This window comes from Streptomyces sp. NPDC048604 (assembly GCF_043199435.1).
In the GTDB taxonomy this organism is placed as follows: domain Bacteria; phylum Actinomycetota; class Actinomycetes; order Streptomycetales; family Streptomycetaceae; genus Streptomyces.
Genome location: NZ_JBICVX010000023.1, coordinates 24,689 through 36,364, shown reverse-complemented (window position 1 = coordinate 36,364; position 11,676 = coordinate 24,689). Strand labels below are relative to the sequence as shown.

The window sequence follows — 11,676 nt, the reverse complement described above, 5'->3', positions numbered from 1 at the left end:
GCTGACGACGGCCCGCCTACGAAATGGAGCATCCGAGAATGACTCGACACCTGGTGACCAGCGCGCTTCCCTACATCAACGGGATCAAGCACCTGGGCAACATGGTCGGGTCGATGCTTCCGGCGGACGTGTACTCCCGGTACCTCCGCCTGCGCGGTCACGACGTCCTCTACATCTGTGCCACCGACGAGCACGGCACGCCGGCCGAGCTGGCCGCCAAGGAGGCCGGGCTGACGGTCGCGGAGTTCTGCGCGAAGGCGCACGACGCGCAGAAGGCCGTGTACGAGGGGTTCGAGCTGGCCTTCGACCACTTCGGGCGCAGTTCCTCGCCGCAGAACGTCGAGACCACCCAGCACTTCGCGCGGAAGCTGAACGAGAACGGCTTCATCGAGGAGCGGGCGATCCGGCAGGTGTACTCGCCGGTCGACGGCCGCTTCCTGCCGGACCGGTACGTCGAGGGCACCTGCCCGCACTGCGACTACGACAAGGCCCGAGGCGACCAGTGCGAGAACTGCACCCGCGTCCTCGACCCGACCGACCTGATCGAGCCGCGCTCGGCGATCAGCGGTTCCACGGACCTGGAGGTCCGCGAGACCAAGCACCTCTTCCTGCTGCAGTCCAAACTCCAGCACGAGGTCGAGGAGTGGATCGCCGGCGTCAGCGCCGAGTGGCCGCACCTGTCCACGTCCATCGCCCGCAAGTGGCTGACCGAGGGCCTGAACGACCGCGCCATCACCCGCGACCTGGACTGGGGTGTGCCGGTGCCGGCCGACACCTGGCCTGAGCTGGCGGCCGAGGGCAAGGTCTTCTACGTCTGGTTCGACGCGCCGATCGAGTACATCGGCGCGACGAAGGAGTGGGCCGACGCGGCTTCCGACGGTGGGACCCGGGACTGGAAGTCGTGGTGGTACGAGGCCGACGACACGGTCCGCTACACGCAGTTCATGGCGAAGGACAACGTCCCCTTCCACACCGTGATGTTCCCGGCCACCGAACTCGGCGTGCGCGAGCCGTGGAAGAAGGTCGACGTCGTCAAGGGCTTCAACTGGCTGACGTACTACGGCGGCAAGTTCTCCACCTCCCAGAAGCGCGGCGTCTTCACCGACGCGGCCCTGGAGATCCTGCCCGGCGACTACTGGCGCTACTTCCTGATCGCCAACGCCCCCGAGTCCGACGACTCCTCGTTCACCTGGGAGCACTTCACGGCCACCGTCAACAAGGACCTCGCCGACACCCTCGGCAACTTCGTCAACCGCGTGCTGACCTTCTCCCGCAAGCGGTTCGGCGACGAGGCGCCGGCCGGCCGCGCCGCAGGAGAGGCGGAGACGAAGCTGGGCGAGGAGATCGCGCGACTGCTCGCCGAGTACGAGGAGCAGATGGAGGCGCTGCAGTTCCGCAAGGCCGCTGCCGCACTGCGCGCGCTGTGGTCCGCGGGCAACGCCTACCTGGGCGAGAAGGCCCCCTGGCAGGAGATCAAGACCGACCCCGAGGGCGCCGCGCTGACCCTGCGCACCGCGATGAGCCTGATCCACCTGTACGCGGTCGTGTCCGAGCCGTTCATCCCGGCCTCGGCCGCCGCCATGCGCGGGGCTTTCGCCCTGGAGAACGACACCGCGACGTGGGTGACCGCCGACCGGGCCAAGGCCCTGGACAGCGTCCCGGCCGGCACCGCGTTCACCGTTCCGCCCGTGCTCTTCGCGAAGCTCACGGAGAAGGACCTGGAGTCCTACCGCGCCCGCTTCGGCGGCGCGCCGGGCGCCTGAGCCGGCGGGTCAGGCGCCGGTCCCTCGCTGTCGCACGACCGATCCCGTCCGGGCCTTGAGGATCTCCAGTTGGGCGGGGATCCGGCGGCGGAGGTCGGGGACGTGGCTGACGATGCCCACGGTGCGGTCGCGTTCGCGGAGGGAGTCCAGGACGTCGAGGACCTCGTCGAGCGTCTGGTCGTCGAGGCTGCCGAAGCCCTCGTCGATGAAGAGGGTGTCGAGGCGGACGCCGCCGGCCTCGTCGGAGACGACGTCGGCGAGGCCGAGGGCCAGGGCGAGGGAGGCGAAGAACGTCTCGCCGCCGGAGAGTGTGGCGGTGTCCCGTTCGTTGCCGGTCCAGGCGTCGACGACGTGCAGGCCGAGTCCGGCGCGTTTGCCGCCGGTGCGGGCGTCGGAGTGGACCAGCGTGTAGCGGCCGGACGACATCCGCTGGAGGCGGGCGGTGGCGGCGGCCGCGACCTGCTCGAGGCGGGCGGCGAGCACGTACGACTCCAGGCGCATCTTGCGCTCGTTGTCGGCGGAGGTGCCGGCGGTGAGCCCGGCGAGCCGGGCCACCCGGTCGTACTCCTCGCGGAGCGGGCCGAGCCGGCGGACCTCGTCGTCCGCCTGGCGGGACAGCCGGTCGAGGGCGGCGCACCGGTCCCGTACGGCCGCCAGCGCGGCGTCGGCGGCGCGCAGCGCCCGCTCGGCCGCGGTGTGCGCGGTCTCGGCGGCGGCGGTGTCGGCGGGCGGGAGTGCGGCCGCGGCGCGGGTCTCCGCGTCGCGGAGCCGGTCGGCGACCGCGGCGTCCTCGGCCTGCCAGGCGTCGAGGCGGTGCTGCAGCTCGCGGTGGCGGGCGTCGTCGATGCGGGCGGCCGCGGCCGCGGCGGGCGTCTCGAAACCGGCCCGGAAGGCGGCGTCTGCGAGCCGGCCGTCGGCCTCCTTCAGGCGCTGGGCGGTCTGCTCGACGGCCCGTACGGACTCGGCGGCGGCGACCAGGATGGCGATGCGCTGTTCGAGCAGGGTCGCGTGCCGGGCGACGCTCGGCGACTCGCCGCGCCCGCGGGCGACCTCCTCGTCGAGCACCGCGCGCTCCCCCTCCAGGGTCTCCCGCCGAGAGCTCCGCCCGGCCGCCCGCCGTTCGGCCTGCTGCCGGGCCGTGAGCCGTTCGTCGTGTTCCCGTTCGGCCCGGGCCTTGGCCTCGCGCGCGGCGTGGGCCCCGGCCGCGAGGGCGCGGGCTTCGGCATGGTCCGCTTCCAACAGCCGTACTTCGGCGGTGAGTTCGCCCACCGTGGGTTCCGTCCCGGCCGACGTCGTGCCCACCTCGGCCGCGGCCGTCCGCCACGACTCCTCCGTGACCGCAAGGTCCCGTTCCGCCGTGGCGTGGGCCTGTTCCGCCTGCGTGTACACGGTGTACGCGGCGTCCTCCGTGGCGCGGTCGACGTGGTCGGCGCCGGTGCGGGCGGGGGCCGGGTGGGTGGCCGAGCCGCAGACCTGGCAGGGTGCGCCGTCGGTCAGCGCGGCGGCCAGCTCCGCGGCGATGCCCTGCAGGCGGCGGGACTTGACGTCGAGCCAGGTCTCCTTCGCCGTGTTCCGTTCCTCGCGCGCCTCCGTGACGCGGGCCTCGCCCTCGGTCACCCGCGCCGCGAGGTCGTCGCGCCGGCGAGCGGCGTCGAGGCGGTGGCGCGCCGGGCCGAGCCGGCCCGCGAGGTGTTCCGCGCGGGTCGCCGCGTCCTGCGCGGCGTCGATCCGCTCGTCGTGGGCGGCGCGGCGGGACTCCCAGCCGGCCAGCCAGGCGTCCGCGTCCAGGATGATCTCGTCGTCCGCCCGGGACTGCCGGTCCAGGGCGGCCAGTTCCTCGCCGAGCTCGGCGCTGCGGCGCTCCGCGCGGCGCGCGGAGTCGAGCCGGGCGAGCCGGTCCCGCAGCTCCTGCTCCAGTCGGCTCAGCGGCTCCGCGCCCGCGTCGGCGAGGTCGGGCGGCAGGTCGGCGCGGGACCGCTCGCGAGCCCCGGTCGCCTCGGCGTGCGCCCGTTCCGCGTCGTCGCGCAGATCGAGCGCGGGCGCGACGAGGTCGGCCTTGCGGGACCGGTCCAGGGCGGCCTGCCAGGCGTCGCGCTCGTCGCGCCGCGCGTCGAGGTCCGCCCGCCGGCGCAGCGCCTCGGCGTGCCGCTGCTGCCGGGCGGCGAGCTCCCGCTGGTCGTCGAGCCGCCGGCGGGCCGCGGCGCGGCGGCCTTCGGCGGCGAGCAGCGCCAGGTCGGCGACGTCGAGCGCCTCGCGTGCCTCGGAGCGGGCCACGGCGGCCCGTACCTGCACGGCTTCCGCGAGCCCGGGTTCGCCGGGCCGCTCCTCGACCGCGCCGCCCCCGGTCGGCCCGCCCCCGGTCGCGCCGCCCGCCGCGGCCTCGGCCATCCGCTGGGCGAGGCCGAGCAGTCGCTCGTCGCCCTCCCGGACCCGCTGTTCCGCGCCGCGCCGCAGTTCGGCGAGGCGTTCCTCGACGGCGGCGAACCGCCGGGTGTCGAAGAGCCGGCCGAGCAGTTTGCCGCGCGCCTCCGCGTCGGCGCGCAGGAAGCGGGCGAAGTCGCCCTGCGGCAGCAGCACGACCTGGCAGAACTGCTCGCGGCTCATGCCGAGGAGCTGGCTGAGTTCCTCGCCGATCTCCTGGTGGGAGCGGCTGAGCGCCTGCCAGGCCGCGGTCCCCGCGTCGTACTCGCGCAGCCAGCTCTGTGCCTTCTCGGTGGTGAAGCCGCCGCCGCGCTTCTTGGGGCGCTGTTGCGCGGGGCGTCGGGTGACCTCCAACCGCCGTTCGGCCACGGTGAGTTCGAGGATGACCTCGGTATACGTGCCGGCCGGCGCGTGGTCGCTGCGCAGCGAGGCGCCGGGGCTCTGCCGGGCGCCGGGCACCGCTCCGTACAGCGCGTAGCAGACGGCGTCGAGCACGGACGTCTTGCCCGCGCCGGTCGGCCCGTGCAGCAGGAAGAGCCCTGCGGAGGAGAGCGCGTCGAAGTCGATCTCCTGCGTGCCGCCGAAGGGGCCGAAGCCGGTGACGACGAGACGGTGCAGCCTCACCGGGCCACCTCGCGCTCCGCCGCGTCCACCCGGACCGCCTCGAACGCGCCGTGCAGCACCGTGCGTTCGGCGCCGTCGGGTCCGGCGCCGCGCACATGGGCCACGAAGTCCTCCGCGATCTGCTGGTCAGTGCGGTCCCGGAGCCGCCGGCCGTACGAGGCGTGCGGCGCGTCCTCGGTGCGCTCGGGCTCGAACACCAGGTTGAGGGTGTGCGGGAAGCGGGCGGCGAGCCGGGCCATGGGGTCGGCTGGCCGCACCGGGTCGGTGAGGGTCGCCTCGACCCACGCCTCTTCGTGCCGGGCGAGGGCCGGGTCGGCGAGCAGGTCGTCGAGCCGGCCCCGGATCCGCGCGAGCGGCCGCGGCACGGGGCAGTCGACGCGCTCGGCGGTCTCGATCGCGCCGTCGGCGCCGAGGTCGATCAGCCACATGGTCTTGCGGTGGTGCACTTCGGAGAAGGAGTACGCGAGCGGGGAGCCGGAGTAGCGGACCCGCTCGTCGACGGTCTGGCTGCCGTGCAGGTGGCCGAGGGCCACGTAGTCGACGCCGGTGAACACCCCGGCGGGCACGGCGGCGACGCCGCCGACGGTGATGTCCCGCTCGCTGTCGCTGGGTTCGCCGCCGGCGACGAAGGCGTGCGCGAGAACGACGGACCGGGTGCCCGCGGGCCGCGCGGCGAGGTCGGCACGGACCCGGTCCATGGCCGCGGACAGCACCGCCTCGTGCCCGGCCTTCGCGGCGCCGAGCTGCTCGCGGACGAGGGAGGGCTCCAGATAGGGCAGCCCGTACAGGGCGACGTCGCCGTGCGCGTCGGCGAGGACGACGGGGACTCCGGCGCCGGCCGGGTCGGTGCGCAGATGGATCCCGGCGCGCTCGATGAGCCCCGCGCCGACGCCGAGCCGGCGGGCGGAGTCGTGGTTGCCGGAGATCATGACGGTCGGCACACCGGCCTCGGCGAGCCGGTGCAGGGCGCGGTCGAACAGCTCGACGGCGGCCAGCGGGGGCACGGCCCGGTCGTACACGTCCCCGGCGACCAGCACCGCGTCCACCTCGCGGGCGCGCACCGTCGCGACGAGGTGGTCGAGGAAGGCCGCCTGGGCGTCGAGCAGGCTCACCCGGTGGAACGACCGTCCCAGGTGCCAGTCCGACGTGTGCAGGAGTCTCATGATCCAGGAGCGTATCGGCAGGCTCGGACAACGGCGGCGACTTCGGAGATACCGGACTCCGGGCGCACAGCGGGGCGCACAGCGCGGGGTACGAGTGTGGCGCGCTCAGGCATCGCCGTAGGCCTCGCCGCCCAGCTCGAACCCGGCGGTGCCGGCCGTCGCGTCGGCGAGCCAGGCCCGGAAGCCGTCGACGTCCGCGTCCGGCAGCCCGATCTCGATCGTCACCGCGTCCGCGTACCGCACGTCGCGCACCGCGCGTCCGGTCGCCCGCAGGTCGTTCTCCAGCTTGCCCGCGCGCTGGTGGTCGACGGTCACGGTGGCCAGCCGGAACCGCTGCCGGGTGATCGTGCCGAGCGCGTCGAGCGCCTCCCCGACCACGCCTCCGTACGCGCGGATCAGCCCGCCCGCGCCGAGCTTCACCCCGCCGTAGTAGCGCGTGACGACGGCGACCACGTACCGCACCTCGCGCCGCATCAGCATCTGCAGCATCGGCACCCCGGCGGTGCCGCCGGGTTCCCCGTCGTCGCCGGCCTTCTGCACGGAGGCGTCGGCCCCGACGACGTATGCGAAGCAGTTGTGCGTGGCGGTGGGGTGCTCCTTGCGGATGCGTGCGAGGAAGTCCTGCGCCTCCTGCTCGGTCGCGGCGGGCGCGAGCGCACAGATGAAGCGCGAACGGCTGATCTCGATCTCGTGCACGCCCTCCCGGGCCACCGTGCGGTACTGCTCCTTCATCCCGCTACCCTATGCCGCCCGGCGGGCCCGGGAATCCGGCGGGCCCGGGAATCCGGCGGGCCCGGCGCGGGTTCTTGCGGGGGACGAACGAACGCAGCGGTACGAGGCGCCGGAGGCAGCGCATGAGCATCGACACGGGCATCGAGCGGGACACGGTCCGCCGGATCCTGACCGAGAGCGGCGACACCTGGGCCGTGGTGGGCCTGTCCAACAACCGTTCGCGCGCCGCCTACGGAGTCGCGGCCGTCCTGCAGCGCTTCGGCAAGCGGATCGTGCCGGTTCATCCCAAGGCGGAGACGGTGCACGGCGAGCAGGGGTACGCCTCACTCGCGGACATCCCGTTCCCGGTCGACGTCGTGGACGTGTTCGTGAACAGCGAGCTCGCCGGTGCGGTCGCGGACGAGGCCGCCGCCGTCGGCGCCAGGGCCGTCTGGTTCCAGCTCGGCGTCGTCGACGAGGCGGCGTACGAGCGGACCCGCGCCGCCGGCCTCGACATGGTCATGGACCGCTGCCCCGCCATCGAGATCCCTCGACTGGGATAGCCCCCGGCCGTCAGGCGACGCCGAGGCCCTCCAGGACCACCGCGCCGGGGAGCTCGGCGAAGGCCTTGCCGGGGAGGATGAGCTTGCCGCGGCGGCGTCCGCTGCCGACGAGGACCCAGTCGGCGTCGACGACGGTCGCGTCGACGAGGACCGGCCAGCCGGCCGGGAGTCCCAGCGGGGTGATGCCGCCGTACTCCATGCCCGACCCGCCGGTCGCGGCGTCCATGTCGGCGAACCGCACCTTGCGCGCGCCGAGGTGCTTGCGGACGAGGCCGTTGACGTCGACCTTGGTCGCGGAGCGCACCACGCACGCGGCCAGGGTCGTCGTCTCGCCCCGCCGGCCCGCGACGATCACGCAGTTCGCCGACTGGTCCAGGAGCTGCGCCCCGTGGTGCTCGACGAAGACGGCGGTGTCGGCGATGGACGGGTCGGTGTCCACGTACACGAACTGTTCGGCGGGGACGGCGCCCTGCCAGGCGCGGACGGCGGCGGCCACCGGATCGATGAGCTCGTCGAGGCAGTCGGGGGCGGGCCTGGCGTGGTCGAAGTCACCGATGGGTGCGCGCATGCGCGCACGCTAACAGGGCGCGGACGGCGGCCGGTCGGACGTCTCAGCGTACGGGCGGGACGGAGACGGCCATCGTCAGCTCGACGGGGACGTCGCCGTCGTTGCGGTACTCGTGCGCCACGTGGGCCTCGAAGGAGGCCGAGGTGCCGGCCGGCACGGCGTGCGGCTGGCCGTCCACGACGAGGGTGAGCTCGCCGGCGGTGACGTGGAGGAGTTCCGTGGTGCCCTCGGGGTGCGGGTCGGAGGCGCTGCCGTCGCCGGGCATCAGCGTCCAGGACCACAGCTCCAGCGGGCCGCCGGACTCGCTGCCGACGAGCAGGGTGGTGTGGCTGCCGGCGTCGGTGGACCACATGCGGACGGCCTGCTCCGGCGGGACGAGCCGGACGTGGGGGCCCTGCTCGTAGTCGAGCAGCGTGGTGATCGAGACGCCGAGCGCGTCGGCGAGCTTCACCGTGGTGCCCACGCTGGGGTTGGTCCGGGCCTGCTCGATCTGGATGATCATGCCTCGGCTGACGCCGGAACGGGCGGCGAGCGCGTCCAGCGTGAAGCCGCGTTCGCCCCGCCACCGCTTCAGGTTGCGGGCGAGCGACTGCGTGAGCTGATCGAGGTCCGACACGTTCCGTCCATTATTGTGGATGACAGAGTTCAACAGACTGCACTATCGTCCGGTGCACCCCGATGTTCACCGCACTGTACTGCGAGGATTCGATGACAGCACTGCTCGCCCTGGCCACCGCCCTCCTCTGGGGGCTGGCCGACTTCGGCGGCGGGCTGCTCACCCGGCGCATGCCCGCGCTGACCGTGGTGGTCTCCTCGCAGATCATCGCGGTGGTCGTGCTCGGCGCGGTCGTCGTGGCGACCGGCGGCTGGACGGAGGCCGGACCGAAGCTCTGGTACGCGGTGGCGGCCGGCGTCGTCGGCCCGGCGGCGATGCTCTGCTTCTACAAGGCCCTCGCCCTGGGCCCGATGGGCGTCGTCTCGCCGCTCGGCTCGCTCGGGGTGCTCGTCCCGGTGTCGATCGGGCTGCTGCTCGGCGACCGGCCGGGGCTGCTGCAGTTCGCCGGCATCGGCGTGGCGATCGTGGGCGTGCTCCTCGCAGGCGGCCCGGAGCTGAAGGGCGCTCCGGTCCAGCGGCAGGCCGTCCTGCTGACCCTGGTCGCGGCCTTCGGCTTCGGTTCGGTGATGGCGCTGATCGCCGAGGCGTCCACCACGCTGACCGGGCTGTTCCTGGCGCTCTTCGTCCAGCGCGTCACCAACGTGGCCGTCGGCGGCGTGGCCCTGTACGCCTCCGTCAAGCGCGGCGGCCGCGCACTGCCCGAGGAGGGCGGCCTGAAAGTCATCACGGCCGCGCTCCCGGCGCTGGCGTTCGTCGGCCTCGCCGACGTGGCCGCCAACGGCACGTACGCGCTGGCCGCGCAGAACGGGCCCGTGACGGTGGCGGCGGTGCTCGCCAACCTGTACCCGGTGGTCACCGCGCTCGCCGCGCGCGGGGTGCTCAAGGAACGACTGCGGGCGGTGCAGGCGGCGGGCGCGGGGCTCGCGCTGATCGGCACGGTCCTGCTCGCATCGGGCTGAGGACGGTGGCGCTGCTCGCGCCGGGCCGAGGCCCGGGCTTTCAGCCGTCCTGGAGGTCCAGTTCCGCCAGGGCGGCCAGCTGTTCCGGGGTGATCCCGTCCGGGATCGGCAGCGGCGCGGGCGTGCGCAGCGGCGGCTGCCAGCCGAGCTCCGGGTCCCAGCGGCGCACCACCTTCGCCGGGGCGCCGGCCACCACCGCGTGGTCGGGCACCTCGCCCCGTACGACCGCGCCGGCCGCGACCACCACGTTCCGGCCGAGCTTCGCGCCGGGCAGGATCACCGCGCCGGTTCCCAGCCAGCAGCCCGGGCCGATCTCCACCGGATCGGTGCGCGGCCACTGCCGGCCGACCGGCTCGTGCGGGTCGTCGTAGCTGTGGTTGGTCGAGGTGATGTACACGTACGGCCCGCAGAACGTGTCGGAGCCGATGGTGATCCGGGTGTCGGCGATGACATGGCTGCCGCGGCCGAGGACGACCCCGTTGCCCAGCGTCAGGATGGGGTCCGGGCCGAGGTCGAGGCCCGGCATCATGCCGGCGGTGAGCGTCACCTGCTCGGCGATGATGCAGCACTCCCCCAGCTCGATCCACTGCTCGCCGAAGACGGTGCCCTGGGGGAACGCCAGCCGGGTGCCCGCCCCGAGCCTGCGGAACCGCAGCCGTCCCGGCGTCTCGGCCGAGACCGCGCCCGCCTGCTGCACCCACCGCCAACCGCCCTGCAGAGCGCGGGCGACCAGGCGCCGCCGCCAGGCGGTGAAGGACGAGAACGTGTTTCTGTTCTTGGGCACCCGGCCACGGTAGTCGGCCGTGTCCTCGCTGATCACTGCGGTGCGCTGTGATGTCCGTCATGAGCATCTCGTAGGGTGCCGGTGGCGCGACCGACAGCGAGGAAAGGCGGAACGGACGATGACGGAGCGGGCGTTGATCATGGGTGTGGGCGGCAAGGAGCCGCAGGTCGATCCGTCGGCGTTCGCCGCGCCGACCTCCGTGGTGATCGGGGACGTGACGATGGCCGCGGGCTCGAACGTCTGGTACCACGCGGTGCTGCGCGCCGACTGCGGGCCGATCGTGCTCGGCGCGGACTCCAACATCCAGGACAACTGCACGGTGCACGTCGACCCGGGCTTCCCGGTGACCATCGGCGAGCGGGTCACCGTCGGCCACAACGCGACCGTGCACGGCTGCACGATCGAGGACGACGTGCTGGTCGGCATGGGCGCCACCGTCCTCAACGGCGCGCACATCGGCGCGGGTTCGCTGATCGCGGCCCAGGCGCTGGTCCCGCAGGGCATGGTCGTCCCGCCCGGCTCGCTGGTGGCGGGCGTCCCGGCGAAGGTGCGCCGGGAGCTGACGGACGAGGAGCGCGAGGGCATCAAGCTCAACGCGGAGATGTACCTGCACCTGGCGAAGGCGCACCGCGAGGCCCACGCGGAGGGCTGACGCGCCCGTACACCCGGGTGCGCGTACACCCGGGTGCCCGTACACCCCGGGTTCCCGTACACCGCGTGCCCGTACGCCGAAGGGCCCGGCGCTCCACCGAGCGCCGGGCCCTTCCGTCTGCCTGTTCGCAGCGTCAGTCGGCCGCCGCCGCGACCGGCTCCGGCTGCGGCTCCGCGTTCTGCTCGGCCTTGGCCGCCGCCTTCTTGGCCCGGCTCTTAATGACCAGCATCGAGGTGACGCCGAAGGCCACCGCGAGCACCAGGCCCAGCCAGGAGAACCGCTTCAGCCAGGCCTCGGCCACGATGCCGACCGAGTAGATGACCGCCGTGGTGCCGCCGGCCCAGAGGATGCCGCCGAAGACATTGGCGATGGCGAACTTCCAGTACGGCATCTTCAGGACGCCCGCGAGCGGCCCCGCGAAGATCCGGAGCAGCGCGACGAAGCGGCCGAAGAAGACCGCCCACATGCCCCACTTCTCGAACGACCGCTCCGCGAGGGCGATCTGGTCCGCACCGAAGTGTTTCGGGAACTTCCCGCCGAGCCAGGCGAGCAGCGGCCGGCCGCCCTTGCGGCCGATCGCGTAGCCGATCGAGTCGCCGATGATCGCGCCGGCGATGGCGCAGGCGCCGAGCACCCACGGGTTGATGTCGCCGTGCTGGGAGGCCAGCAGGGCCGAGCTCACGAGGACAATCTCGCCGGGCAGCGGGATGCCCAGGCTCTCGAGGCCGATGACCACGCCGACCAGGGCGTAGACGGCGACCGCCGGGATCGTCTCCAGCCATTCCTGGACGTGCAACGCGGTTCCTCCCGTTAGGCGTGGCGTGGCTTGGTGCGGCGTGCGCCGCGTCGCGC

The 11,676-nt window shown here is 73.6% G+C and carries 11 protein-coding genes; 4 read left to right on the top strand and 7 right to left on the bottom strand.

Annotated features, from left to right (window positions below; translation table 11 throughout):
* Positions 1 to 38: 38 nt before the first annotated feature.
* On the top strand, positions 39 to 1,763 hold the full coding sequence (gene metG / locus ACGFMM_RS33260; protein WP_393650219.1) for a methionine--tRNA ligase: 1,725 nt from the start codon (positions 39 to 41) through the stop codon (positions 1,761 to 1,763).
* Between the two features lie 9 nt (positions 1,764 to 1,772).
* Here the strand turns inward: metG and ACGFMM_RS33255 are convergent, their stop codons facing one another.
* The 3 genes from ACGFMM_RS33255 to ACGFMM_RS33245 form a co-directional block, all read right to left on the bottom strand.
* Positions 1,773 to 4,808, bottom strand: a complete 3,036-nt coding sequence (locus tag ACGFMM_RS33255; RefSeq protein ID WP_393650218.1) for an AAA family ATPase — start codon at positions 4,806 to 4,808, stop codon at positions 1,773 to 1,775.
* Positions 4,805 to 5,971: an exonuclease SbcCD subunit D gene (locus ACGFMM_RS33250; RefSeq protein ID WP_393650217.1), complete on the bottom strand. Its 1,167-nt coding sequence runs from the start codon at positions 5,969 to 5,971 to the stop codon at positions 4,805 to 4,807. Before ACGFMM_RS33250 ends, ACGFMM_RS33255 begins: the two co-directional genes overlap by 4 nt.
* Before the next feature lie 105 nt (positions 5,972 to 6,076).
* The gene (locus ACGFMM_RS33245) at positions 6,077 to 6,703 is read right to left on the bottom strand and encodes a YigZ family protein (protein ID WP_393650216.1); all 627 of its coding nucleotides are present in this window, start codon (positions 6,701 to 6,703) and stop codon (positions 6,077 to 6,079) included.
* A 122-nt stretch (positions 6,704 to 6,825) separates the two neighbouring features.
* On the opposite strand from ACGFMM_RS33245, the gene ACGFMM_RS33240 reads away from it, so the two are divergent.
* Complete coding sequence (locus ACGFMM_RS33240) at positions 6,826 to 7,245, top strand: CoA-binding protein (RefSeq protein WP_393650215.1); 420 nt, start codon at positions 6,826 to 6,828, stop codon at positions 7,243 to 7,245.
* Positions 7,246 to 7,255: 10 nt separating this feature from the next.
* On the opposite strand, the gene ACGFMM_RS33235 is transcribed toward ACGFMM_RS33240, so the two are convergent.
* Together ACGFMM_RS33235 and ACGFMM_RS33230 are read right to left on the bottom strand one after the other, a co-directional pair.
* A complete protein-coding gene (locus ACGFMM_RS33235; RefSeq protein WP_393650214.1) occupies positions 7,256 to 7,813 on the bottom strand; it encodes a YbaK/EbsC family protein in 558 nt (185 codons plus the stop codon).
* A gap of 43 nt (positions 7,814 to 7,856) precedes the next feature.
* Positions 7,857 to 8,429, bottom strand: coding sequence for a helix-turn-helix domain-containing protein (locus ACGFMM_RS33230; protein ID WP_393650213.1), 573 nt, complete (start codon positions 8,427 to 8,429; stop codon positions 7,857 to 7,859).
* Between the two features lie 92 nt (positions 8,430 to 8,521).
* Here ACGFMM_RS33230 and ACGFMM_RS33225 point away from each other — a divergent pair, with 92 nt between their 5' ends.
* Positions 8,522 to 9,388, top strand: coding sequence for an EamA family transporter (locus tag ACGFMM_RS33225; protein ID WP_393650212.1), 867 nt, complete (start codon positions 8,522 to 8,524; stop codon positions 9,386 to 9,388).
* A 40-nt stretch (positions 9,389 to 9,428) separates the two neighbouring features.
* Here ACGFMM_RS33225 and ACGFMM_RS33220 read toward each other — a convergent pair whose 3' ends face one another.
* Positions 9,429 to 10,172: an acyltransferase gene (locus ACGFMM_RS33220; RefSeq protein WP_393650211.1), complete on the bottom strand. Its 744-nt coding sequence runs from the start codon at positions 10,170 to 10,172 to the stop codon at positions 9,429 to 9,431.
* Positions 10,173 to 10,290: 118 nt separating this feature from the next.
* Here ACGFMM_RS33220 and ACGFMM_RS33215 point away from each other — a divergent pair, with 118 nt between their 5' ends.
* The gene (locus ACGFMM_RS33215; RefSeq protein ID WP_393650210.1) at positions 10,291 to 10,824 is read left to right on the top strand and encodes a gamma carbonic anhydrase family protein; all 534 of its coding nucleotides are present in this window, start codon (positions 10,291 to 10,293) and stop codon (positions 10,822 to 10,824) included.
* Positions 10,825 to 10,957: 133 nt separating this feature from the next.
* Here ACGFMM_RS33215 and ACGFMM_RS33210 read toward each other — a convergent pair whose 3' ends face one another.
* The gene (locus ACGFMM_RS33210) at positions 10,958 to 11,620 is read right to left on the bottom strand and encodes a DedA family protein (protein WP_393650209.1); all 663 of its coding nucleotides are present in this window, start codon (positions 11,618 to 11,620) and stop codon (positions 10,958 to 10,960) included.
* Positions 11,621 to 11,676 lie beyond the last annotated feature (56 nt).

What these genes read in the sequence shown, in the direction of transcription:
- metG (WP_393650219.1), top strand. Translation starts at nt 39, where the DNA reads ATGACTCGACACCTGGTGACCAGCGCGCTTCCCTACATCAACGGGATC.
- ACGFMM_RS33250 (WP_393650217.1), bottom strand. Translation starts at nt 5,971, where the DNA reads ATGAGACTCCTGCACACGTCGGACTGGCACCTGGGACGGTCGTTCCAC.
- ACGFMM_RS33245 (WP_393650216.1), bottom strand. Translation starts at nt 6,703, where the DNA reads ATGAAGGAGCAGTACCGCACGGTGGCCCGGGAGGGCGTGCACGAGATC.
- ACGFMM_RS33240 (WP_393650215.1), top strand. Translation starts at nt 6,826, where the DNA reads ATGAGCATCGACACGGGCATCGAGCGGGACACGGTCCGCCGGATCCTG.
- ACGFMM_RS33235 (WP_393650214.1), bottom strand. Translation starts at nt 7,813, where the DNA reads ATGCGCGCACCCATCGGTGACTTCGACCACGCCAGGCCCGCCCCCGAC.
- ACGFMM_RS33225 (WP_393650212.1), top strand. Translation starts at nt 8,522, where the DNA reads ATGACAGCACTGCTCGCCCTGGCCACCGCCCTCCTCTGGGGGCTGGCC.
- ACGFMM_RS33215 (WP_393650210.1), top strand. Translation starts at nt 10,291, where the DNA reads ATGACGGAGCGGGCGTTGATCATGGGTGTGGGCGGCAAGGAGCCGCAG.